Annotated in this window: 30 protein-coding genes; 1 reads left to right on the top strand and 29 read right to left on the bottom strand. The window is 50.2% G+C overall.

The window, feature by feature from the left end; translation table 11 throughout:
- Window positions 1-9: 9 nt before the first annotated feature.
- From ACOSVP_RS11785 to ACOSVP_RS11770, 4 genes are all read right to left on the bottom strand, one after another.
- Complete coding sequence (locus ACOSVP_RS11785) at window positions 10-1,107, bottom strand: polyamine ABC transporter substrate-binding protein (protein ID WP_487347704.1); 1,098 nt, start codon at window positions 1,105-1,107, stop codon at window positions 10-12.
- A gap of 291 nt (window positions 1,108-1,398) precedes the next feature.
- Entirely contained in the window at window positions 1,399-1,740 is a 342-nt protein-coding gene (gene erpA / locus ACOSVP_RS11780) for an iron-sulfur cluster insertion protein ErpA (RefSeq protein ID WP_487347703.1), read from the bottom strand.
- A gap of 93 nt (window positions 1,741-1,833) precedes the next feature.
- Window positions 1,834-3,423, bottom strand: a complete 1,590-nt coding sequence (prfC, locus tag ACOSVP_RS11775) for a peptide chain release factor 3 (protein ID WP_487347702.1) — start codon at window positions 3,421-3,423, stop codon at window positions 1,834-1,836.
- Between the two features lie 99 nt (window positions 3,424-3,522).
- Window positions 3,523-3,840: a helix-turn-helix domain-containing protein gene (locus ACOSVP_RS11770; RefSeq protein WP_487347701.1), complete on the bottom strand. Its 318-nt coding sequence runs from the start codon at window positions 3,838-3,840 to the stop codon at window positions 3,523-3,525.
- Window positions 3,841-4,060: 220 nt separating this feature from the next.
- Here ACOSVP_RS11770 and ACOSVP_RS11765 point away from each other — a divergent pair, with 220 nt between their 5' ends.
- Window positions 4,061-4,261, top strand: a complete 201-nt coding sequence (locus ACOSVP_RS11765) for a hypothetical protein (RefSeq protein WP_487347700.1) — start codon at window positions 4,061-4,063, stop codon at window positions 4,259-4,261.
- Between the two features lie 238 nt (window positions 4,262-4,499).
- On the opposite strand, the gene ACOSVP_RS11760 is transcribed toward ACOSVP_RS11765, so the two are convergent.
- The 25 genes from ACOSVP_RS11760 to ACOSVP_RS11640 all read right to left on the bottom strand — a co-directional run bounded on the left by ACOSVP_RS11760 (window position 4,500) and on the right by ACOSVP_RS11640 (window position 23,591).
- Window positions 4,500-5,240 (bottom strand): hypothetical protein, encoded by a 741-nt coding sequence (locus ACOSVP_RS11760; protein ID WP_487347699.1) that lies wholly within the window; start codon window positions 5,238-5,240, stop codon window positions 4,500-4,502.
- Window positions 5,225-5,914, bottom strand: a complete 690-nt coding sequence (locus ACOSVP_RS11755) for a hypothetical protein (RefSeq protein ID WP_487347698.1) — start codon at window positions 5,912-5,914, stop codon at window positions 5,225-5,227. The genes ACOSVP_RS11760 and ACOSVP_RS11755 overlap by 16 nt, the downstream gene beginning before the upstream one ends.
- Window positions 5,904-6,446, bottom strand: a complete 543-nt coding sequence (locus tag ACOSVP_RS11750; protein WP_487347697.1) for a baseplate complex protein — start codon at window positions 6,444-6,446, stop codon at window positions 5,904-5,906. Before ACOSVP_RS11750 ends, ACOSVP_RS11755 begins: the two co-directional genes overlap by 11 nt.
- Window positions 6,443-6,730 (bottom strand): hypothetical protein, encoded by a 288-nt coding sequence (locus tag ACOSVP_RS11745; RefSeq protein WP_487347696.1) that lies wholly within the window; start codon window positions 6,728-6,730, stop codon window positions 6,443-6,445. The genes ACOSVP_RS11750 and ACOSVP_RS11745 overlap by 4 nt, the downstream gene beginning before the upstream one ends.
- Entirely contained in the window at window positions 6,731-7,999 is a 1,269-nt protein-coding gene (locus tag ACOSVP_RS11740) for a reverse transcriptase/maturase family protein (protein ID WP_487347695.1), read from the bottom strand. It lies immediately after the preceding gene.
- Window positions 7,999-8,352 (bottom strand): diversity-generating retroelement protein Avd, encoded by a 354-nt coding sequence (avd, locus tag ACOSVP_RS11735; RefSeq protein WP_487347694.1) that lies wholly within the window; start codon window positions 8,350-8,352, stop codon window positions 7,999-8,001. Before avd ends, ACOSVP_RS11740 begins: the two co-directional genes overlap by 1 nt.
- 71 nt (window positions 8,353-8,423) lie before the next feature.
- The gene (locus ACOSVP_RS11730) at window positions 8,424-9,653 is read right to left on the bottom strand and encodes a hypothetical protein (protein WP_487347693.1); all 1,230 of its coding nucleotides are present in this window, start codon (window positions 9,651-9,653) and stop codon (window positions 8,424-8,426) included.
- Window positions 9,650-10,219, bottom strand: coding sequence for a phage tail-collar fiber domain-containing protein (locus tag ACOSVP_RS11725; protein ID WP_487347692.1), 570 nt, complete (start codon window positions 10,217-10,219; stop codon window positions 9,650-9,652). Before ACOSVP_RS11725 ends, ACOSVP_RS11730 begins: the two co-directional genes overlap by 4 nt.
- Window positions 10,219-10,944, bottom strand: a complete 726-nt coding sequence (locus ACOSVP_RS11720; RefSeq protein WP_487347691.1) for a phage tail protein — start codon at window positions 10,942-10,944, stop codon at window positions 10,219-10,221. Before ACOSVP_RS11720 ends, ACOSVP_RS11725 begins: the two co-directional genes overlap by 1 nt.
- 4 nt (window positions 10,945-10,948) lie before the next feature.
- Window positions 10,949-12,103, bottom strand: coding sequence for a baseplate J/gp47 family protein (locus tag ACOSVP_RS11715; protein ID WP_487347690.1), 1,155 nt, complete (start codon window positions 12,101-12,103; stop codon window positions 10,949-10,951).
- Complete coding sequence (locus tag ACOSVP_RS11710) at window positions 12,100-12,411, bottom strand: DUF2590 family protein (RefSeq protein WP_487347689.1); 312 nt, start codon at window positions 12,409-12,411, stop codon at window positions 12,100-12,102. The genes ACOSVP_RS11715 and ACOSVP_RS11710 overlap by 4 nt, the downstream gene beginning before the upstream one ends.
- 2 nt (window positions 12,412-12,413) lie before the next feature.
- Complete coding sequence (locus ACOSVP_RS11705; RefSeq protein ID WP_487347688.1) at window positions 12,414-15,683, bottom strand: phage tail tape measure protein; 3,270 nt, start codon at window positions 15,681-15,683, stop codon at window positions 12,414-12,416.
- A gap of 5 nt (window positions 15,684-15,688) precedes the next feature.
- A complete protein-coding gene (locus ACOSVP_RS11700; RefSeq protein WP_487347687.1) occupies window positions 15,689-15,820 on the bottom strand; it encodes a DUF6890 family protein in 132 nt (43 codons plus the stop codon).
- A 20-nt stretch (window positions 15,821-15,840) separates the two neighbouring features.
- Entirely contained in the window at window positions 15,841-16,152 is a 312-nt protein-coding gene (locus ACOSVP_RS11695; RefSeq protein ID WP_487347686.1) for a hypothetical protein, read from the bottom strand.
- Complete coding sequence (locus ACOSVP_RS11690; RefSeq protein ID WP_487347685.1) at window positions 16,149-16,343, bottom strand: phage holin; 195 nt, start codon at window positions 16,341-16,343, stop codon at window positions 16,149-16,151. Before ACOSVP_RS11690 ends, ACOSVP_RS11695 begins: the two co-directional genes overlap by 4 nt.
- A gap of 5 nt (window positions 16,344-16,348) precedes the next feature.
- Window positions 16,349-16,765, bottom strand: a complete 417-nt coding sequence (locus tag ACOSVP_RS11685) for a hypothetical protein (protein ID WP_487347684.1) — start codon at window positions 16,763-16,765, stop codon at window positions 16,349-16,351.
- Window positions 16,765-17,298: a glycoside hydrolase family 108 protein gene (locus ACOSVP_RS11680; protein ID WP_487347683.1), complete on the bottom strand. Its 534-nt coding sequence runs from the start codon at window positions 17,296-17,298 to the stop codon at window positions 16,765-16,767. The genes ACOSVP_RS11685 and ACOSVP_RS11680 overlap by 1 nt, the downstream gene beginning before the upstream one ends.
- A 3-nt stretch (window positions 17,299-17,301) precedes the next feature.
- Window positions 17,302-17,757, bottom strand: a complete 456-nt coding sequence (locus ACOSVP_RS11675; protein ID WP_487347682.1) for a phage protein — start codon at window positions 17,755-17,757, stop codon at window positions 17,302-17,304.
- A gap of 2 nt (window positions 17,758-17,759) precedes the next feature.
- Window positions 17,760-18,866: a DUF2586 domain-containing protein gene (locus ACOSVP_RS11670; protein ID WP_487347681.1), complete on the bottom strand. Its 1,107-nt coding sequence runs from the start codon at window positions 18,864-18,866 to the stop codon at window positions 17,760-17,762.
- A 2-nt stretch (window positions 18,867-18,868) separates the two neighbouring features.
- Entirely contained in the window at window positions 18,869-19,540 is a 672-nt protein-coding gene (locus tag ACOSVP_RS11665) for a phage virion morphogenesis family protein (RefSeq protein ID WP_487347680.1), read from the bottom strand.
- A complete protein-coding gene (locus tag ACOSVP_RS11660; protein ID WP_487347679.1) occupies window positions 19,530-19,982 on the bottom strand; it encodes a phage tail protein in 453 nt (150 codons plus the stop codon). Before ACOSVP_RS11660 ends, ACOSVP_RS11665 begins: the two co-directional genes overlap by 11 nt.
- Window positions 19,979-20,479 (bottom strand): head completion/stabilization protein, encoded by a 501-nt coding sequence (locus tag ACOSVP_RS11655; protein WP_487347678.1) that lies wholly within the window; start codon window positions 20,477-20,479, stop codon window positions 19,979-19,981. The genes ACOSVP_RS11660 and ACOSVP_RS11655 overlap by 4 nt, the downstream gene beginning before the upstream one ends.
- A 100-nt stretch (window positions 20,480-20,579) precedes the next feature.
- Window positions 20,580-21,569: a phage terminase small subunit gene (gpM, locus tag ACOSVP_RS11650; protein ID WP_487347677.1), complete on the bottom strand. Its 990-nt coding sequence runs from the start codon at window positions 21,567-21,569 to the stop codon at window positions 20,580-20,582.
- An 81-nt stretch (window positions 21,570-21,650) separates the two neighbouring features.
- Entirely contained in the window at window positions 21,651-22,667 is a 1,017-nt protein-coding gene (locus tag ACOSVP_RS11645) for a phage major capsid protein, P2 family (RefSeq protein ID WP_487347676.1), read from the bottom strand.
- A 54-nt stretch (window positions 22,668-22,721) separates the two neighbouring features.
- Window positions 22,722-23,591, bottom strand: coding sequence for a GPO family capsid scaffolding protein (locus ACOSVP_RS11640; RefSeq protein ID WP_487347675.1), 870 nt, complete (start codon window positions 23,589-23,591; stop codon window positions 22,722-22,724).
- Window positions 23,592-23,717 lie beyond the last annotated feature (126 nt).

The following is a 23,717-nucleotide window of genomic DNA, read 5'->3' as shown; positions in this document are numbered from 1 at the left end:
AAGGTTGTGTTACTGACCTGTTTTGATTTGGTTCCAAGCACGAGTGATCGAACGTGTGGTACGTTGATCTAGCACTTTCGGCAACCAAAGTTTCGCACTTACATCCGCAGGTGGGAAAATGCTCTCATCGCCAGCAATTTCAGGATCTACCATGCTCATGGACGCTGGGTTAGCGTTAGCGTACCAAACGTAGTTGGTGATGTTGGCGGTAATCTCAGGACGCATTAGGAAGTTCATCAGCGTCAGCGCGCCTTCTGCATTCTTCGCATCACGTGGAATCGCTAGCATGTCGAACCACATTAGCGCGCCTTCTTTAGGAATCACGTAGCTGATTTCCACGCCATTGTTGGCTTCTTCAGCACGAGCGGCCGCTTGTGCTACGTCACCCGACCAACCGATCACGGCACAGATGTCACCGTTAGCTAGGTCGTTGATGTATTTTGAGCTGTGGAAGTAACGGTAGTAAGGACGCACAGACAACATCAGCTCAGTTGCTTTATCGATGTTTTCCTTGGTCATGTCGTTTGGCTTCAGGCCTAGGTATTTCATCGCTGAACTCATGACCTCAGTTGGTGCATCAAGCGCCACTACACCACAAGATTGCAGCTTTTCTAAGTACTCTTTTTCAAACACTAGCGACCAGCTGTTCAGCGGTGCATCGTCACCCAACAACTCTTTTACTTTTGCGGTGTTAATACCAATACCGGTCGTACCCCATAGGTAAGGGACCGCGTACTTGTTGCCTGGATCCACGTCTTCCAAGGCTTTCATCATTTGAGGGTCAAGGTTAGACCAGTTTGGCAATTTAGAGCGATCTAGCTCCATAAAAGCACCGGCTTTAATTTGCTTACCTAGGAAGTCGTTAGTGGGTACCACTAGGTCAAAACCAGATTGACCTGATAGCAACTTGGCTTCTAGGACTTCGTTACTATCAAAGACGTCGTATACCACAGACATACCGGTTTCTTTCTCGAAACTAGGCAGTGTTTCCTCGTCGATATAATCCGACCAGTTATAAAAGTGCACCACATCTTCTGCTTGTGCAGAGAACGAAACCATAGCCGTTGCCGTAAGGGCCAACGTCGAAAAGCAAGACTTCAATTTCATATAACTTCCCCTAGTCCGAGTAAATTAAAAAGCGGGCTATCATACTCATCCGCTTCTTGCAGATAAAGATCATGACGTGCAAAAACCACGCAATTCTGTATCTGACTTTGCCAATATCCCTAGCAAGCTTCATGCAACTTACTTGCCGACTCTAAGCAACTTTGTTTTTCCTTTTAAAACAAGAAAACTCACCTAGATAAATTAGCTTATATACAAACTTTGACCATAAAAAAACCCCCGCTGTTACGCGAGGGTTTCGAAGATCACTTTGTCTGCCTTAAAGCTGAGCCATTAAATGCTAAAGCTTGCCCCACAACCACAGGTTGAAGTGGCATTTGGGTTGGTGACGGTAAAACGCGCACCTTCCAAGTTTTCTTTGTAATCCACTTCTGAGCCAACCAAATATTGGAAGCTCAACGGGTCCACGACTAGCTTCACACCATTCTTCAACACTTCTGTGTCATCTTCCTGATGCTCTTCATCAAATGTGAACCCATATTGGAAGCCAGAACAGCCGCCACCGGTTACGTAAACACGCAACATCAGGCGATCGTTTTCTTCTTCCTCAATCAAAGACTGCAACTTGGCTGCCGCCGCATCAGTCATTGAAATGGGATCGGCTGATTCCACCATTACTTTCTCCACCAAAATACTGAGCCAACTGTTACGTTGCTATATGAATGGCGAGAATTATCCTCTTAACCTAGTAATTCAGTCAAGTATAGATCAGTGCTCGCGGGTCGCACGGAACGTCACTTCTGGGTAACGCTCTTTCGCCAAGTTCAAGTTAACCATGGTTGGTGCGATGTAAGTCAGGTTATCACCACCGTCCAACGCAAGGTTGATTTCGTTCTTACGTTTGAACTCTTCAAACTTCTTACCTGGCTCGCCATCGACCCAACGCGCTGTCGCAACGTTTACGCTTTCGTAGATGGCTTCAACGTTGTACTCGGCTTTTAGACGCGCAACCACCACGTCAAACTGCAGCACACCGACCGCGCCCACGATCAGGTCGTTGTTCTGAATTGGGCGGAATACCTGTACCGCCCCCTCTTCGGATAGCTGTACCAGACCTTTTAGCAATTGCTTTTGCTTCAATGGATCTTTTAGGCGAATACGACGGAACAATTCTGGTGCGAAGTTCGGAATGCCTGAGAATTTCAGGTTTTCACCTTGGGTAAAAGTATCACCAATCTGGATAGTACCGTGGTTGTGCAAACCAATGATGTCGCCGGCAAAGGCTTCTTCAGCACGAGAACGGTCTCCGGCCATAAAGGTTACCGCATCGGAGATACTGATCTGTTTACCGATACGCACATGGTTCATCTTCATACCTTGAGTGTAGGTACCGGATACGATACGCATAAAGGCAATACGGTCACGGTGTTTCGGGTCCATGTTGGCTTGGATTTTGAACACGAAACCAGAGAATTTCTCTTCGGTGGCTTCGACTTCACGCTCACTCGTTTGACGAGGTAGCGGCGCTGGCGCCCATTCTGTTAGACCTTCCAACATGTGATCCACACCAAAGTTACCTAGGGCAGTACCGAAGTACACTGGCGTTAGCTCACCTTCTAGGAACAATTCTTTATCGAACTCGTTCGATGCACCCAGCACCAGCTCCAACTCTTCACGTAGTTGCTGTGCTAGTTCTTCACCGACCGCGGCGTCTAATTCAGGGTTGTCCAGACCTTTAACGGTACGCACTTCTTGAATAGTGTGACCTTGACCCGTTGAGTAAAGAATCGTCTCATCACGGTAGATGTGGTACACACCTTTAAATAGCTTACCGCAGCCGATTGGCCAAGTGATCGGAGCACACATGATTTTAAGCTCGTTCTCAACTTCGTCCATCAACTCCATTGGGTCACGGATATCACGGTCCAACTTGTTCATAAAGGTCACGATAGGCGTATCACGTAGACGGGTAACTTCCATCAATTTACGAGTACGATCCTCAACACCTTTAGCCGCGTCGATCACCATCAAACAGGAGTCCACCGCCGTTAAGGTACGGTAAGTATCTTCCGAGAAATCTTCGTGTCCAGGGGTGTCGAGTAGGTTAACCAAGCAATCGTTGAACGGAAACTGCATCACAGACGTGGTGATCGAGATACCACGCTCCTTCTCCATTTCCATCCAGTCTGACTTCGCATGTTGATTCGAGCCACGACCTTTTACAGTACCCGCCGTTTGAATCGCACGTCCGAACAACAATACTTTTTCCGTAATGGTCGTCTTACCGGCGTCAGGGTGGGAGATGATAGCAAATGTTCTTCGCTTATTGATTTGATTAAGAAATTCTTGGTCTGCCATTGGTGCTTCTTCTATTTTGTACTCAGTTTTGTACACACTTTTTTAAAGTCGTACAAAGAGATAATTTGGTTTGCGCGGATTGTAGCAGACAAACAATTTCTACTCACTCTCTATCATTTGGGTCATGGCTACGACCACTTTAATCATGTGCTCTCGTTTCTTTTTGTCGTCTATGCTCATGACTGCTTGGACGAATTTGGCCAGTTCTTGATCTACTTCTCCCACGTCGTTTGATAGCGCTCCGACCGGTACGCCAAAGAATTTCTCTAGTCGACGACGCGTTCTGTCGTCTGGCTCTGTTTCGCCAAGCTCCCATGCTTTAATTGTTCGTACCGTCCTTGATATTCCGTCCGCCGTTTCCTTGCGGGTTTTGTTAGCTGCTATCCGTGCCGCTTTTACCTTTTCGGCAAATCGCATACCAGCACCTGTTTTATTTTTCTTGAATTATATTAGGTATTCTAAATATTTATGTTGGCATTCGGTTAATTTTATACGGACATTTGCACTGTCCGAATTCAGGATAAAACGGCCAGTCTTTACGCTTTATAGACAGTGTTGATCTAATCAACCTTCCAATCTCTAACAATCTTTACTACAAAGGCGCCGCTTTAAATCTTTGATCTAGCAGGAGGCTTTTATGATCAACCACGACGAACTCTCTAAATTCGCAGCACAAGCGGAGTCTATCGCCCACCTACTCTCACATGGGGAGTCGTTCACCACCCTCTCACCATCCATCATTGAATCCAGTTTGTGGCTGCTCTGCGATTTGCTGGAAAAAATTAATGAAATTATTGACGATCCAGCGGCATGCCGCGCGGTTGCTGATACTCGCTAGTTTTACACGGCGTTTCTGAGGCGCTTTTTACTGCATTTCTTTTCATTCGACTGAAATACCGTTTTTTGTCCAAACGCTTTATATACGCGCCCTGCGGCTTTCTCGTTACAGCTTTAAAGTTGCAGTAAACAAAACAACGCGTTTTGCGCGCAGGCGTGGGGAGGAGTGCTTTTTGGGGGTCGCGGGGCGCGGGATATTTTAAATTTTGGGCACTAAAAAGGGCGCTGTGTGCGCCCTTTCATTTGAGTAGTGGTTGGAGTCGAGCCGCTTGGTTGCTGGCTTCGTTGCTCTTAGCGGTGTATTGACCGGCTGTGGTTGGTGGTGATGTGGTCCCCGCTCCACCTGGGTCGCTCCATGTGTATGGGTGTCCGTGGCTTGCTGCAATTTTTGCGATGTCTGAAACGGTGATCATTAGTTCGTGAAGCAGCTTATAAATATTCTCTGCCTCACTACCCACCCAATGCTTTTTGGCGATGATGTCACGCACGTTACCTATGCGCTGCGTCATGTCTTTTTCTATTTCAGTCAGATCATTGAGACCTTTCTTTTCCCATTCGTCTGTCTCGTTGACTTGTATGTAGGCTTTCTCGCTTTGCTGCCAACGCTGTGAGGTTTCGGCCATGTTTGGCAGTTTCAGTCCATGTGGCAGTATCGAGCGAATGAATGGGTGCGCCGGTGATCCGTAGGCGAATGCCAGTTCGACTATGGTACCCACCAATGGCTTTGACCAGAAGCCACGCTGATCGGCACCGCTTGGCACCGGTAGTAATACGTCTTCTATGATCGGCAGGTCTGTGTCCTGTTCACCATGAACTGTTAGCAGTTGCACGGACACCGAATAAACCGGCTCTTCTTCTGTGACGGTTTCCGCCGCAAGTGGCTTGAGGATGTCGACGACTTCGGCCCACATAGGCAGATGCCAGCCGCTGGCCAGTTCTGGGTATTTGCGCAATAGAATGCGCTCTACGGTTTTTTCCATGACACCACCATCTTGTTGCCTTTCATTTGCACGCTGTACAGTCGATTGCCGTTTAGCTTGTAACCCGGCCTTAGACCTGGCACCGCTAGCAGCTCTGCTGATTGCGTGGCCTGTACCTTGTCGATGACATCGCGCGGCATATTTACTGGCGACTGTGGCCAGTGGCCGTCGCTCCATGAGCCCACATAGATGCGACCGTCACGCCGTTGCTGCCAGATGTAGTTTGGTATTTTGTAGACTTCCGACACCTTGCGCAGCATGTGAAAGCCTGATCCCGTGTTGATAAAGTAAGGGACCGGCTCATCTGCGTAGGCAGCACCACTTGGCAATGAGAAACCGCAGCCGCTTAGCTCTTTGGCTTTGGTTAGCACGTCACGCAAGGTGGCATGACGCATTGAAATTGGCATGCGCATTTCCATGGCATTAGATGCTTCTTTGCAGAATATGCGCTGTGATTTTGCTGTGGCACGTACTGATCTTTCCACGTAGCCAAAAAAATGGCCGTGCATTGCACCGCCATTTAATGAAAACGCGAAGTAGACTGCACCGCTTAACTCTTCGGTGGCTTCGACTTCAAAGGAAGCCACCCCGCAGGCGTTTGACGCTAGGCGCACATCTTGATCAATTACCGGATACCGGACGCCACCTACTTGTAATAGGTAGTTATACTTCATCCACCCCACCTTCATCTGATAGCGATTTGTCCATCCACGCTACTATCTTTTCTACACCGCCCATTGGCTCGGCTTCCGTTGCTGCACCAGCATTTGGCTGATCTGCCACCGGTACTTCTGGCTCTTGGGATTGGACGCGGCGCTGTTCGACTTTCTCTTGTACGGACACATGCTCGACTAAGACAAATGCGACATTCCACGCTTGGATGTCGCCCAGCTCTTGAGCATTGAAACGCTCGGTAAATCGCACTTGGCGAATATTGAATGCGTCCGCTGTTTTGTTGACGATGTTGTACCGCTTGCGGGAACCATCATCATTCTGGGCTGTGGCCAATAACACCAAATCCGCCAAGTGATCGGCGTTCTCATATTTGATATTCACTGAGACTCGCAGACGCTTTGGCTTGATTCCCCCTTCTGCTGCCGCTGTTGACGAAGACTTACCGGATAAGTCTTCGTCTGGCATTGGCAGCTCACAGGTTACTTTGTGTTCGTAACCTGCGATGGATGTGTCATCTAGTGCCAAGATCATACGATTGGGAATCGCTCTTTAATCTTCGCCACCGCCGCCAGCCCTGCGGCTTTTGCGACTTCCGCCCCTTCCGGGTCGCCTGCGACCTCTTTGCGGTAAGCTTCGGCAAACAGTGGATCAGACTCTCGGCGATAGGCTTCGGCGCGGCGCTGGACGTTTTGCGATAGCTCGAAATCACGCTGACGCACGACCGAGTCGATTTGCTCTGCATCCATGCCGAGACTGCGCATGTATGTTTCGCTGTAGTTTGTATGGCTTTCGCCTTTGTATAGGTAGCTGCTCATTTACCTTCTCCGGAGCGCTTGGCTCAGTAGTTTTTGCGTTAATCGCTTGGTGCTGGCGTGGCTTGCATGGCCCAGCCAGCTCTGTATGTTTTGCTGTATGTCGATCAGGTCAATGCGACCTTCAGCATACTGCTTTTCAAATCTGCGCAGCTTGGTTTTGATGCGCTTTACACTGCACTTTCGCAGCAGTCTGTGTGTCGAATAGATGCGGTAGCCGAGAAAATCCAGCGCTCGGCCATTGTGTTTTGCTATTGGAAACACTTGCGTCTTGCTATTCGTTTTCAGTCTCAAGCGCGACCACAAGAATTGCTCGATCTGATCTCGCCATGCGTGCAATTGCGTTTTGTTGTGGTGAATGATTGCAAAATCATCCATGTAGCGCATGTATCGCTTAACGCCGAGCGTCTGCTTTACAAACCAATCCAGCTCATGCAAATACACATTCGCGAACACTTGGCTAGTTAAATTTCCCAGCGGCATCCCAATGCCGGTCGCATCGCAAGGGCTGTTGTCAATAATGTAAAACAATAGTGCCTTGGTGCGCTGGCACCTTAGTTTTTGATCTAGTATCGCCTTTAGTGTGCCGTGATCAATGCTTGAAAAATACTTGCTTATATCCGCCTTGAGTGCAAAAGCCTTGCCGTGCTTGCGCTCGACTTGCTGCACGAACGATTGCGCACGATCCGCACCTTTATGCGTGCCTTTTCCCTTCCTGCACGCATACGAGTCATCTATAAATCGGCGATCAAACAGTGGCTCGATCACATTACATATTGCCCGATGCACGACCCTGTCTCGAAAATGCGGGGCGCTGATCAATCGGCGCTTTGGTTCAAACACATAAAAATGATGGTAAAGCGACATTTGATATGTCTGCCATATCAACTCATTTTGTATGCTGATCACATTCTCTTCGAGATTGTTAAAAAATGCTAAAGTTGCGCTGTGTGTTGTTTTGCCTGATCGGCACTGATAGGCCGCGTCCAGTATGTTTTCAAACTGAAATATTTGTTCGTATAAACACTCGCCTGACGCATCAAGCGAGGTGATTCGTGTTTCGGCGATTGCCGAGGATGCTGCATCCTTTTCATGACTGCACTGACAGCACGCCGTGGCGTGGGTGTTTCTGGCATTATCAAGAGCGGGGCGAAAACCGATGTTACTATTCGAGTTCGTGCGAGCGTTGTTCAGATTGAGCGCGCCCAGACCGGCGTTCGAGCCGTTGTTCCAATTGCCACCGCGTAGCGGGAATCGGTTCCGCGTATTCATTATGCAACAGCCTGTTTTTGTGGGTTGGCGGCTTTAATCCAGCCGCCGACCATTCTTCCAATTTCAACCAGCTTTTCAGACCAAAACTGATATTTCTTTATATCTATGTAGCGCAAATCTTTTGCTAGTCTCACTTGTCGCCTTAATATGGCTAGCTCAATATCAAGATCGGTTAGCGTCGTTTTCTTGTGATAGCGCTTGTATGCCGTAATAATTAGCCGCTGCACGGCCAGCATGGATTGACGTAATTCCGCCCCCAATACGTGTCTTTCATGTTTTGGAAACTGCTTAATTGCGTTGTATCCATACATAATCATTTCCCGACATTTTTCGTCGATCACTAAAGCTGTCACACGACCTCCATCGCTACATCTGACAAGTGATTTGCTGGGCTATCGCCCAGCGTTCAAAGATCCACTATTCACTACACAAATAAAGCGGGGCGAAAACCGATGCCACTAATCGAGCTCGTGCGAGCGTAGTTCAGATTGAGCGCGCCCAGACCGGCGCCCGAGCCGTTGTACCAAAGGCCACCGCGTAGCGGGAATCGGTCGCCATAGTTACGCGCCCAAATCGAGCCCGGCATAGCCGGATCGCCTGCCATTTCTACCAATGCACGGCGCAAATACTCGTTCGGCGCATAGTTTTCAGATTTAGCAATGCCCGCTAATACACTGGTATGCGAATACGGATAATCATATGAGTCGGTAGATGGGCCATTTCGATTCAAAATCTCGTTGCTTAGGATGATTTCGCCGACCTTGCCCGTGCCTTCCTGCGACGCGGATGTCGAATCGAAGTACGCTTGGTGGCGATACCAGTTTTCCTCGGCAATCGATGGATCGTTATCCAGCGTCATCAGGATCTGACCTTCATTGAGTTTAAATTGGTCGATCCACTCCAAGCAGTTACCCACTAGATCCTGAATGCCAAACTCGCCGTGGTCGTGCGCCCATGTGACTGGGCCTGCGCCCGTATCAGATCGAGCGGTGCCACTTGTATCGCCCGGCAAGCCGTTATCGGCGCGGGCGACCGTTTCCCACATAGCGTCATGGGCGCGGCCATAGTTTGTGTTGCCGCGTGGCTGGGTGCCATTTGCTAGCGACCACAACGCAATCGCCGCCCATTCGTGGATCGACATCATATGCCAGTCTTCGCCCTTCGCGACGCTCATGGCTTTGGATGCGTCGTAGTTGATCGATACGCGAGGCTGCACGCCACCGATAATCGAGCAACCGCCGCCCACACCCGCCGAGGCCATGTACTTGCCCACAAGGATTTCACCGCGAGCCACGCCGTTGGTTTGGAAGGCTGGATGCGTTCCCGTACCAAGCTGCAAGTCGACGCCCGTTTTCGCGAGAATTGCGGCGTTAATGTCTTCACAATTAAAGCGCGGAATCACGACCATGATGTTTTCATTGCCCTGATCATCGATGATCAGAGTGTTACGACCGCCGGAGGCTTTTTCGACGGCGTTGCGGTAGCCGAGATTGGCAGCGATGGTTAAACTGGCCACTTTCTCAGCGTAGGTTGCGTTTACATCGCCAATTGCCTGGGTGGCATCTTCGCGGATGGCTTCAAAACTCTCTTTTGCTGATTTCAGCTCAGCGGTGGCACCGGTGAGCGCCGTGGTTGCATCTGTCAATTCGCTCATATCTTACCTTCCAGTTTTAAAATTCGTTCGTGGTTCTTAATTGCGCTGGATAGCGCTGAAATTGATGCCCCTGCCGTCTGTATGACTGACATCTGCATCGCGTTGATCTCGTCTTCATAGTCGTACTGCCAGCTTTCCAGCGGCAGATCTGCCCCCGTCATGCGCTTCGCATTGCGGAATGGCACCACTAAGTTACGGTTGATTACCTGCCCAATACCTGCGCGCTTTTTATTCAATGGCAAATACTGGTACGCCAACAAAACGCCGGTATCTGTGACCACGCCGTAATAGTTGAAGTCGTAGTCGCCATCGCTGGCAGTCAGCACTAGCGAATAGGTGACCGCATCATCGTTGTTATAACGAGGCTGACCGATGGCAACCTCTCCACCGACACGATGTTGTGATGCTGGCAATCCGCTGGCTGGGTTGGCTTCGGTTGTTTCGTCTACACCTGGCACGTTGGCCAATACAAAGTGCGAAATAACGACCGGCTCTAGTGATGCGGTGCGCTCTGCGATGTAGCGCGATCCGGCATCTGTTACTGTTCCACTGACAATTTCTGACATCAGTCATTGCTCCTAATCATGTCTACCGAACGCTCTAATGACACGCTGGCAAATCCCAAATACATACCACTGGTGGTATCGGCTAAGGTCCATTCTGGCACCGAGCCCACACCATCCACGCTTCGATCAACACTGGTCGTCACGCACTGACCTAAAACAAAACCACCCACATCGTCGGTAAAAACAAAGTCCGCTATCTGCGCAGCTGTGTGGTATTGCTTCTCCACACTGGTTGATGCCACCGACACTTCCACATCGTCCATTAAGTCGATCAGCAAAAATTCATAACGGCGGCAGGTTCTGCCGTACTTGCGCACTATGTACTGGCCCAGCTCTGGATTGCGCGTGATGGCACTGTCTGCCATCCAAAGTGTGATCACGTCCCAATCTTTGTCTGGATCTCGTTCGATTTGCCCACGTAGCGGCACACCAAAACGCTCGAAAATCTCTTTCATACCCGCCGCTGATCCGGCGTCTTGTGCGTTTTTTACAGCGAACGCCACACGCTTTCTGAATAGGTCTTCTGGCTCATCGGAGAAACGGTCAATGTCGCGCTGGTAAGCAAGCAACTTGAGCACCGCCACATGACATGTTTCTGCGTCTGTTTGCTGTAATGGCGTCTTGACCCAGCTCTCTACCTTGTCCCAATAGTCACCAAAAGCCGTGGCCAGTTTTGTGACTTGCGGTCCACCTTGTAGCCAAACGGGTAACTTAAAGCGCTCCATCAGCTCACCCCTCAACCACTGATAGCGACGACAAACGCGGCACTGACATTTCGCTCACAATGTCCCCCATGCTGAATTCGATACTGATCACATCAGGAAATAGGCCGTATAGCTCACTGGCTAAACGAGTGAACGAAAAGCGCGACCATGGTGACGTGGTGGTCATGACATAGGCGCTGTTTGCACGAAATGCCGACTCGATCGCTACGCCTATCTGGGCCAACATTTCGTCTCGTTCTTGGCTAAGTAGCGAGGTTGGCAAAAACACTGTGGCCGTTAAGTTGTGCTGTGTTTCTGGCATGGCAAAGGCTTTCAGGTCATCGCCTTGGCCGTGGTAGCCCTCTTCCATAATCATGCGATTAATGGTGGCGATGTAACTTGCGCTTGGCGTGGCCAAATCAAATAAAATGTATGCATTGGCGGAGCCCGGGCCCCGCGGTGCATCATGCTCAAACCAAATTTTGTCCGCGTCGACGCCTACAAACTCAGAGATCAGTGCTCGGTAAACACCGTCTGTGTGGTACATGCTCAGCGTGTTGAACGCTGCACGGATACGCACTCGGTACGCTTCGATGTCTTCCACATCGGCGCCTATCTGATCGATCCATCCCGTTGGATTAATCACAGAAAAGCCGTCCGCATCTGAATTGGTGAAGTAGCCAGACTCTAAGTTGTATTCCGCGCCCGCCGCTTCCGCCTGCACCTTTACAAAACCGCTTAAATCGCCAATGCGTAGCACTTTGTCTTCTGTGGTGATCAACGTATACACCGCACCGTTAATCGATTCGGTCCATACTTTGGTTCCGGCCTTTATGGTTTGCTCAGCGCTGGCATCTTCACGACTAAACAGCACTCGCCCCTGAGTGATGGCGGCCGCTTTACGGGTGACGCCGTAACTATCGCCCCACAGTTCAATCCATGTTTCACCGACTGTTTTTAAGAAGAACTGCGGCATGACGCGCTTTATCAATAGCTCTTGGATCAGCCACATGGTTGGCTTGATCACCAACTGGCGGCAGATTCGCCAAAACGGTGAATAAGCCGAGTCATTGCTGATCTGCGAACCAGCGTCCGTTAGCGTCTGCTGAAATTCGGCTACCATGCCTTCTTCTGTGGTTGGCACACCCGAGTCATTTAGGATCTTTTCAAATTCACTCATACGCGCACCGTGATTTTTTCGTTATCAATGGTTCTGGCTTCACAGATCAGGTCTTCACCTTCCAAACGCACGCGCGCAGTACCTGGGATAATGCGCAGGTCCTCTTCAATCTCTAATTGGATCGACTTGCATTTGGTGGCCACGCGCACCTGACTGCGCTCACCAACTAGATCTACTGCATGACCTTTTTCACGAATCATGTGGCAGATGTCCTGCGCGACACAGTCAGCGGATGCGGTTAAATCCGGCTCACCAATACCAGACAGCACCAAATCATCTTCTAAAACCAGTAAATCAATACTCGCCATACTTAGCCCGCCGCCATTTCCATTTCGTAAGCCAGTTCATCACCGCGCACGCCCGTGCCGTGGTTGTGTACTTCGATTTTCTCCACATGGGTTGTGCGTGAATTGCCACCCCACATGTTGCTGATACTTTGCATCAAGCCGCCTTCTTTTTCGGTTTGCGTTGGCTCCGAACCCGGTAATGCCAAACCACCTAGTGCCGCGTTTTGCTCGACAACGGTTTCAGCGACTTTAGCCTCTGGGGCGTCGATACCTGGCAACCATGACAACTTGCTTTGCATCCAGTCAGATGCATCACCCAACGCCGATAATGGATTAAGGTCAGATAGCCATGTTTTGAAACCAGACCACCATTGCTTGATCGACTCGAATGCATCCAGAGACAAATCCCACTGCGGCATAAGTACCAGTGAGTCAATCCATACCTGGAAGTCACCCCATTTCTGTTTCACTCCGTCGATCAGTTCGCCGCCTAGGTTCCAGTTGGGTACCAGTGTTAGTGAGGCAAACCAGTTTTTAACGCCCTGCCATTTCTGCATTAGCCCGTCGATCAATTCAACACCTAGGTTCCAGTTGGGTGCCAGAGTTAGCGAGGCAAACCAGTTTTTAACGCCCTGCCATTTCTGCATTAGACTGTCGATCAATTCGCCACCTAGGTTCCAGTTTGGTGCCAGAGTTAGCGAGGCAAACCAGTTTTTAACGCCCTGCCATTTCTGCAGCAGGCCGTCGATCAGTTCGCCGCCTAGGTTCCAGTTTGGCACCAGTGCTAGCGAGGCAAACCAGTTTTTAACGCCCTGCCATTTCTGCATCAGGCCGTCGATCAGTTCGCCGCCTAGGTTCCATTTGGGTACCAGTGTTAGCGAGGCAAACCAGTTTTTAACGCCCTGCCATTTCTGCATCAGGCCGTCGACCAATTCGCTGCCTAGGTTCCAGTTGGGTACCAGTGTTAGCGAGGCAAACCAGTTTTTAACGCCCTGCCATTTCTGCATCAGGCCGTCTACTAATTCGCCGCCTAGGTTCCAGTTGAGGGCTAGTGTTAGTGAGGCAAACCAGTTTTTAACGCCTTGCCATTTCTGCATTAGGCCGTCGATCAGTTCGCCGCCTAGGCTCCAGTTTGGTACCAGTGTTAGCGAGGCAAACCAGTTTTTAACGCCCTGCCATTTCTGCATCAGGCCGTCGATCAATTCGCCGCCTAGGTTCCATTTGGGTACCAGTGTTAGCGAGGCAAACCAGTTTTTAACGCCCTGCCATTTCTGCATTAGGCCGTCGATCAGTTCGCCGCCTAGGTTCCAGTTGGGTACCAGTGTTAGCGAGGCAAACCAGTTTTTAACGCCTTGCCATTTCTGCATTAGGCTGTCGATCAGTTCGCCGCCTAGGTTCCAGTTGGGTACCAGTGTTAGCGAGGCAAACCAGTTTTTAACGCCTTGCCATTTCTGCAACAGGCCGCCGACCAATTCGCCGCCTAGGTTCCAGTTTGGCACCAGTGTTAGCGAGGCAAACCAGCCTTTAACGCCCTGCCACTTCTGCAGCAGACCGTCGATCAGTTCGCCGCCTAGGTTCCAATCAGGCGTAAAGGATGTATTGGCGAACCACGTTTTAAATGATTGCCACCAGTCTTGGATCTTCTGGAATGCACTGATTACTGCGTCTACTGCTTTGATGCCGAGATAGATAGGCGCGAAGATGAATTTCATCCATGCATTGTTTTCAAATAGGTTTTTAAGCCATGACCAGCCTTTGTTTACGGCGGCGGTGACTTCGTCCCAGTAGATGATCAAGCCAGCGATTGCCGCGACTACCGCGACGATACCCACCACGATCCACGTTAATGGGTTGGCCAGTAATGCAGCGGTGAATGCCCAAATGGCTGGCAGTGATGTAAGGATCGATGTTTTAAGGATGCCAAAGAATGCCGCAACCGCTGGACCGTAAAGAATGAATGCGAGCATGGCGGTGCGCATTGCCCAGAGGGCTGCGGTTTTTAGCCAGATAGCCGCCGTGACCGCAATGGTTCGTGCTTGCCACAACTTGGTAACTACCATCATGCCTACCATTGAATAGCGAGCCAGACCGATGGCCAACGATAACGCACCGCCCACGGCGATTAGGCCGATCAACGCGGCCCCCGCCAAGGCGATCCATTTTGTAAGTTCTGGGTATTCGTTTGTCCAGGCAACCATCATGCTAGTGACGCCCACCAAATAGGCGATAAATGGTTCAATCGCTGGTAAGGCTTTTTGTGTTACGGCAATAAATACCGCCTGAATCCCCGACGCAATTTGCGCCCATGGGTCTTTCATCTTATTCGCCATTTCCGTGGCTTTTTGCATGCCCGTTTGTTCGCCTAGTTTGGCAATATCGCCACCTAGCTTGCCAATGTTCTGAGACATCAACTGAATGAAGCCGACCGCTTCACCATCAAACGCACCCGATAAGAATTCTTGCGCCTCCAAAGCGTTCATGCCTTTCATTTGGCCTTGGATCATTTGCAGGATGTCGACAACTGGCAGTAGGTTACCGCTTGAATCGTTGAAGTTGAGCCCCAGATCACTCTGGGCACCTGCTAGCCCCTCTAGGAAGGCGCCGTATTTTGTACCTGCTTCTGAACCGCTCATGGTCGCTTGAAGCGAGCCAAGCACAGCCATCTGCTCTTGTAGACTAACGCCCATGGTTTGCGCACCGGCACCTAGTGACTCAAACGCACTCGCCATTTCTGGACCCGTGGTTTTAAACATCTGCACCGCTGCAGCCGTTTTACCCGCGAGCTGTTCTACCCACTCGCCCTTGCCCATTTGGTCTGCTTGCTTTTGGAAAATGCCGTACATAGTACCGACATAAGATGTGATATCACCCACGCTGGCTTTTGTTGCCTTGGCCAATGTACCCGCAGCCGTTGTAAAGCGTGGCAAGTCGTCGCCCGTTAAACCCGCAATAGCGGATTGGATGTCATAGGCCGAGCGCACATAGTTGGATGCGCTATCCCCAAACTCGATAGAGTATTGAAGCCCCGCCTCATTGAGCTTTTTCATGGTGTCGTCAGCCACATCGAGCGACGACACTTCCCGCAATGCATTATTTAAATCATTCGCAGGATTGACCGTGGCCATAAAGGTACCAGCGGCACCGATCAGCGCTGTAACACCCGCAGCCGTGCTTTCAAAGGCTTTGCGTGATTGGCTAGTCACCTGTTGAATAGTGCGCTGAATACCGCGCATAGGCTTAGTGACCTTATCCAACAGGCCGATAGTGAGCATCAATTTATCCAGTTGCTTCATATCATTTATCTACCAGCAAATGCTTTTGATATGCCGTTCGTTACGGCGGCGGTTTGTAGTTCTAGCTGCCTTTCTTCGAGCCATAGGGCACGGCCCCATGATTCGGCGTCATCTTGCGCATGAGGCAGATGCTTCATGCGCAATGTGACCAGTTGCTCTATGCTGTTTCGTCGGCAGAAGTCGCGGTGCTCTTCTGCAGCTTTACCACTTCCGGTAACCCCTGCCCCATCTCCTCTGAGATTTCACCGACTAGGTTCATCACCACCAGTGCTTTTGGTTGACGCTCTTCATCTGCAATCACTTCAAGCAGTGATGCGCGCTGCTCTTGCACAACGGTTTTGGTCAGCAGGTTAAACCCTGCTTGCGTTGGCTTACCCCCTGCCATGGTGTCTACAAATTTGTTGTAATCAGCGTTAGCAACCTTGAATGTGAACTCAGATGCGCCGATACCCAAAACGATTACTGTCATGTGTTTTCCCCTGCTGTTTCCACTTGCTGTTTAGCCAGCTTTAGGTGCTGGCTCTTAAACCAAAAATTCGTTAAAAATGTCGCGATACCGATTACCAGACCACCAACCGCTACCCACTCGTTGACTGACAATCCGGTTAAAAATGTAAAGATCGACACCCAGTAGTTAGCCGTTACGTTGGTCTGTTCCATGTGCCCTACTTTTTAATTGCTCCGATGCTCTTTAATCCGACTGCGGCGAATACCACAACGGCCATCAAATCCCCTAAATCCACGCCTAGCCCTTTAAGCGCCTGAATCCCTGCATTAGCCGAGTCGATAAAACGAGTGTCACCCGTCCAAGCACTGGCCACCGCTGATAGGAACAACAGCACAAACGGACTGGTGATAATCAGCGTGACGTATTCGTCTTTCCAAGTGCCTGACTCATTGCGTTTGCTGATCGCTTCCCACTCGGCATTGCTTAGCTGGATGTTAAAGTCGCCCGCTTGCTTGGCCATCTTGATTTTGGCTTCTGCAGTGTCCTTTGCCGCTTTGCGGGCGGTGTACGCTGAGTAAGCGTCCGATAGTGGCTTAGTTAAGCCACTTAAAATGGTTCCAATAGCTGACAACATCACGCCACCTCCTGCATCATCGATACGTGTGCAACATCGATCACTCGACGTGTCCAGCCGCGACCGTAAACCTTCCAAGTTGATAACGCCGCGTAATGCGCTTGGCGTTCTGCCATCATCTTGACCACGACATCACACGCATCTACATCATTGGCTTTGGCAATGGTCACCGGACCAATGACACCATCATCCACCACGCGAATAGCACGCTGTAGAAATCGCACCGCTTGGCGGTTGCCGCAGTTCACAGCACTATCAAATAGAGCGATGGCCACAGATGCTGGCAAGTTGTCACACTTGCAGGCATTCCAGTACGATTCTTTATAAATCGCACCAGCTTGCTCTTTAGTTAGGTTCTCGATAGCCACATCACCCTTTCCGTCTGCATCCAAATCCGCCATGCCATCAACAACACCATCGCGGCGATCTGAAATGCCAAATCGAGTTTTTCCACCTGGGTCACGCGGGTCATTTACGAACCCACCTTCATGTTTCAGCACTAAGTCAAATGCCATTAGAAAGAGTGATTTCATGACTTACAGTCCTAGCTCGGTTAGTCGGTCTTGATCCAGATACGGCACACCGTCGATCTCGATAAACTTAGAATCCGTTACTTGGTAAGGAATGGTGTGCTCTAGTTTTGAGCCACCCTCGCCATTAGCATCCAGCAGACTAGAAACAGTAAGTTTGCAGCCGAATACCGCTACTTTAAGCTCTTGGTCTACCGTTTTACCTAGACCAATAATGTCGAACGGCTCTAAGCGCTGGAACGATCCAGCAGATTTAGCCTCAGCAACAATCAGCTTAAAGTTTTCGGTATCCACACGGATTTCACCGCTAGCTGTGGTAGCACCTCCCACGTAACCATTTGTCACGCCTTGCGTGGTGGTTGCGCTCATTCCGTCTTCAATCGAAACGGTAAACTGGTTGATCTTCACCAGCGTAGTACCGACAGTTACATATACATCTGCACCCGAAATATGCTGAGTCATGATCAGTCTCCAGTTAAGTTAAGAGCCACGTAAGCCTTGATGGATTTCGGGCAGTTGAATGGACGCACAATGATGCCGATTGCCACTTCTGTGCGAGTTAACCAAGTGATGGTCACATCACCGTCTTGCGGCGGCTTAACGTCACCAGGCATTTGCACGCCACCCAAAACAAACGATTTGGACATGTTGATCAACGGACGCATAAAGTAGGTTTGGTGCGATAAAATTGACGCAGCGGTGCTGTTTAGCTGGCGGTTACCGACCTTTTTGATTGCTAGAATGCGCACTTTGCGCTTCACGCTGTTCACCACGCGCAGGTTTTCAATCACGGCAAAGTCACTGCCCTCTGCTGCGAGCGTCATACCGTCACTGCAGTAGATGCCGTCGTAATCTGCGTAGATTTGTGGCACTGAACCACGCGCGTCGTTTAATGCTTTGGCGTGCGACATGTTGAATTGCACACCGTCTGCGTCTTCTGGCAGCGAAACAAAGCCCACGATAGAGCCAGACGCCACGCGCATTGGTGTATCTGCGATGGATTGTGATTCGTGACATAGGCGACCCGCCAGCACACCTAGCCAGCCGTCCCATACATCTGGCACCAACATGACACCATCTGCTGCGATACCGTCTTGCATGGCATCAAAACGCGCAATGAACTGCGCCCATGTTTCGAGCTCACCCAGTGGAGCGCAGCGGCCCATAATAAAAATGTTTCGTGCGTATTCGTTTTCAGCATTGGCAACGGCGATGATCAGATCATTCACGGATGCTTGATCCGGTAGCGCATCACACACCACCACGCCTTCACAGACGATGTTAATGTCCATGGCATTGTTGAATGCTTCCGACCACGTTTGACCATCCGCCAATACGATGGCCACACAGGTCCAGTTGGTACCCGCATTTAAACCGGCCAAATTGACCATGGTTTTTAGCGAGCTATCATCGGCGCCTAATACTTCGTCCAAATCACTGGTTTGGTCGATGTATTGCACCGTGCCCTTGTTTGCTGTCGCAGTACCAATGAAAATCAGCTGGCGTTCTGGCTCTGTAAAGCCACCGCTACCCGAGTCCACCGCTTCTACACTTACCTTGCCTAATGCCATGATTAGCCTCTATTTATCTCTTTGGTGATGACCTCGAAGGCCATCTGCTTTACCCATTGGGCGTCATTTGGGAAGAACTCGCGGGCTGGTAAATCCACTGACCACGCTTTCTTTCCTGCCTTTCTCCCCTTCAGCTCATACAGCAAACCAAGCGCCTCATATTTCGTTAGGTTCTCAGTGATGTATCTGCGACTGATCTTTTTCCGCTTGCCGTCTTTTCGACGTGAACCGCTCCAACCTAGGCGCAGGATTTCCCGCGCTTGGGCCATGGTGGCCGGTTCGTTTTTCCATTCGTTCACTTGCTGGGCGGTCATTGGCCGCGCCCGCATTTGCATTTTTTGGCCTTCTTGGTGAGCCGCCGCCATCTTGCCCATCACTTGGTTTCTAAAATCCACGGTGACGGACATTTCTTTTGATCGTTGGCGAATGTTTCTCCCTTTCACAAAGCCGCTTAGCATTTGGCCTTGCTTGGTTCTTTTCTTTTTCCGATCAGCAAATCGCTGACCTCGCACGTTGGCTTGGTTGCGCACATTCTTTCTGGCTTGCTTTTTGACTTCTCGGCCAACCTGCCCCAGTGCGCGTTTGCGTCGCTCTCTTGGCAACGTCAGCAGTTTCAATTCCGCTGCCAGTGCGCCTTCACCTTTCCAAAAAGCGCTTAAACCGCTACTCGCCATTTACGACCTGTGCGTTTTCTGCGATGTCGTAGGCTGGGTCCGCTAATCCCCATGTTCTGCCGCTCATGGTGATGTTGCCGCCCTCGGCTTCTATGATGTAAACGTCTTCTTCAAACTGCAGCGTGATTTCGATGTCTGCGGTTTCGTTGTCCAGTACATCCACATCGATGTTTAGGTCTGGGTCGTCCAGTTCGCTACGGTCGTCGTTTTCGCCCAACCATGTCACCAACTGAGCGAATAACTGCTCTACCGGATACCGTTTGTAGGCGTAGTGTTCGATAGAGAACACCGCTCGGTATTGCTGGGTGTACAGCAGCACATTGGTGCCGTCGTACTTGCCGCTGCCACGCAGTTGGATGTTTTCCACCCACTGATCCATCTTGTTGGTTTGGATCATTCCGCTGTCACGTAAAAACATGGTGAGCTGGCCAAACTTTTTCATATGGTCGATGCCCTAAAGCCGTTGGCGTGGTGACGCTTACCCAGTGCGCCTAGCTTTGCTGCTGCGTCCATTAGTCCTTTGCTAACCTGGTCAATGGCCGCGTGTGCCGCTTCGGTCCAAACGTCCTTGATCACTTCGCCGCGCTCGCCTTGGATCTCAGCCGCAGCTTTACGATTAGCTGTCTCGAAATACTTGATCAGGCCAGAACGCGCCTTACCCATCACCGCTGTTTTGTAGGCGTGGCTTAGGGTTTCGTTGTGTTCTTCCAGTGTTGCCACTTGGTCAACGCTTTGCAGGATCAACACGTAGTCGATCAGCTCTTCGTTGATTTGGTACATGGCTGTTTTCAGCTCTTGCACCAGCGTTACTTCTTTGTATTCGCTTGGCAGACGGTAGATGTCGATAAACGCCTGCACTTCGATATCAGGAAAGAACGCATGGGCATTCACGATAATCTCGGTACTGGTCGTGTTGCCTGTAATGCCGTTTAAACTCATGGGCGTTCTCTCCTATTTGTTAAAACACAGGGCAATCGGCTTATGGTCATTGCCATGACGACTACGCCTCAGCCGTTGCCTGTGTCGCTTGGGGAGCTGGTTAATCTTTGATGTTTAGCTTTGCTTTCATCGCATCGATGCGCTTTTTCACCCCTGCACGATCATTGATCGACATAGCGGTTTCATACTCATCAAGCGCGGCTTTATATTCCGTAAGCGCTTCAAGGTGCTTACCCAACATGGCGTGCATCTTGCCCCGCACGACAATTGGCACTTCCCAGCCTTGCGCCTCCATGGCCTCGACCACTTGCTGCAGGTATGGACCAGCGGAGCGTTCCGCTTCCAATTCAGCCTTGGCCCAGTCATAGACGTTGTCGCAAATGTAGGTGTAAATGGTTGAGTTAAAGCGCGTTGGCATTTTGTGAATGCCTTGCTTTGCCAGGTACAAACCTACATTCACCGCGCGTGGGATGTCAGCTAGATCAAATAGCCAGATCATGAACCAGACGGCGGCAATATTTGGGTAAGCCGCTGCGCTTTCGATGTACTTCATCACGAACGCTTCTAGGCGTTTGACGGCTTCGGCTTTTACCGGTGCGCGGTCTGCGATGTCTTCGATAGTGCGTGTTTCTTCAATGCACTTGGCCACGGTTTCTTTGGCTTCTTCTAGCTCTGGGTTGCCGGTGCCTTCTTCGCTGTCTAGGCGTGCGCGTAGTTCGCTGATGTCGTCATCATGTGAAGTGACACGGTTATCCAGTTCACTAACTTCGTCTTTTAGTTCATCAATTGAGCCATCTAGATCACTCACTTGATCATCTAGCTGATCAACTTTGCCTTGCGTTTCAGTTAGGTCGTGGTCCATGTCGTCCACTTGACCTTCCAAACCATCGACTTTGTGGTCTAGGTCTTTGATTTGCTGGTCCGTTGCTTTAGCCATTTTCTGGCGTAGCTTGGATGGCTTTTTAGCCGGTGCTGCACTGGCTTCTGCTTTGGTCTGTTCCGCGTGCTTTTTAGCAGCGGCTTGCTGTTGTTCTGCTTGCTTCTTTTTCGCCGCCAGCTTTGCCGCGCGGCGTTGTTGGATTACGCTCATGTGATGGATTCCCCCGTTGGCTTATTCAAGAACACTCAGCTAGGCCAAGTATTCTTTGGTAAGCCTTTGATCAGTTCCTACCTAAGGTGCAACGTATTCCGTCACGTTGGTGGCCGCGAACACTGCGCGGTACTCTTCGACGACATAGTCTTCGTTGAATGAGTTGAAATCTTCGACTTGGTCTTTCTTCGGGTTGTCGATGATGTGACGACGCCATGAGCCTTCTTGACGATAAATAGAAAGGTTCTCGTAGAACGTGATCATGATGGCGTTCTCTGGGAAGAACGGCGGCGTCTCAGCACGCAAACCGCCGTAGGTATCCAGCAGTCGACCACCATCCAAATGGCGTTTCTCGCTTGGCTTCTCTCCACCCGCTTCGTAAAACTTGTTTTCAGCTAGGCTGATCAAGTTACTACCGACGAACACACGCAAGCGCGGATCATTACGGAAAATCGGATCGATACTGTCTTTCATGGCACGCACTAGCGCATCAAGGTTGGCGTAATCACCACCCGCACCAACAGTGATTGCACCATCGTCGATCTGCTCTGCTGACTCTTCGCGGATTTTCTGGAACCAACCTTTGTTTACGTCTTGGCCCATTGGGTTTGCCACTGGGTCAGTGGTTGCGGCAATCGATGTGCCGTACCAACCAATACGCAAGCGGTCATTGGCAATCGCCATACGACAAGCCGATGCATACATTTCAGCAAACTTGCCTTCATCAACATGCTTCCACTGATCAACGATGCCGTACTTTAATGCCACGTCAGCATTGGTCTGACGCAAGTGAAACCCATGTTCGTCTAGACCATGCAAGCTGCGCGCAGCACGTTCACCATTTGCACTGGTATCAGTACGACCAGCGATCAAGCCCGTGACAAATAGGCCAAGTTTTTTACCAACCTGCTCTGTCACCATCACGTTGCCATTGATCTTGCCAAGGAATGGCAAGCCATCCTCTACGGCTTTTAGAAATAGCTTTTGTACTGCTGCTGGCGTGACTTCAAATTGCTCACCCTGCTTAACGCCTGCCTTTTCGTGCAAACGGTTCATGTAACCGTTTAAGCGAATACGACCTGTTGCGGATAAATTCATCTAGTTTCCCATCCTGTTAAATTCGTGTTTTAGCGGCTCCCCAGACGCTGCGTTTTAGAACAGATCGAATTCTGTATCTTGGCTTTCGCCCTTGCTTTTCGGCGGTGGCGTACCGGCATCTTTCAGCGCTTCGTTGAAGTCGCTTTGCAGCTTGGCAAAGTCTTTCTGCAACTGATCAACGCCCTCTACCTGCGTTTTGTATTCGCCGTTTTCTTTTTTCAGCGCTTCGATTTGGCCTTGTAGCTCTTCAATTTTCTGTGAATAGTCAGTGCTATCAGGCGGCGTTTCTTCATCGCCCTTAGTGCCTGATAGCGCTGCAACTTGCTCACTCAGCTGAGTGAATTGCGTTTGCAGTTTTTCTAGTGCTGCGTTGCTCATGTCGTTTTCCTGCTCTGGGGAGTTAGTGCTAAAAAAGCGTTTGAAAAAGCCTGGGCGCTTTTCTACTTCTGCGGCCAGTTCTTCGTCTGAAAATGTATTGAATTCGATGGTGACCGCTTCGCCTTGAGCGAATAGCTTTTTGGTTTCGTTACCTGCGCTGAACTCTAGGCGGTCAGTGCCAAGGCTGGCTGGCGTGTCGGTGATGGCTAGGTGTGTTAAGTAGGCTTTACCCGTACCAGCAAAGTTTTCTGTCACTTGAATGCTGGTGAATAGCTTTTGGCCTTCTTTGTTAAGTTCAATCAAGCGCTTGTTTGGCTCGACTTTCACAAATAGGCATAGGCGGTCTTTGGTATCTGTTTCGGTTTTGACTTTCGTCACGCGACCGTAGTTACCAATCCAAGAAATATGGTCTTGAAAGATGCTGGCAGTGTATTCGTCCGTGTCGTAGGTTTCGGCCATGTCCTGCAGCCACTCGGTTTTAATCTCTCGATCATCTACCGTGCTACCTGCTGTTGCGACCTTAAACCAGCCTGATTCTTTCGCCATTTTTGAACACCTGTACCGTTGAATTCGTCATTAAGTGGTTAAACGATATGCGGCTAGGTGGGCGCTCTCAAGCAGGTGAATTGTTTAGAATTGCGATTTTTAAACATTCGCAACTAATTGTAATTA

Source organism: Marinomonas sp. HM11-D (assembly GCF_057626615.1).
This window is presented reverse-complemented; position numbering and strand designations above follow the sequence as displayed.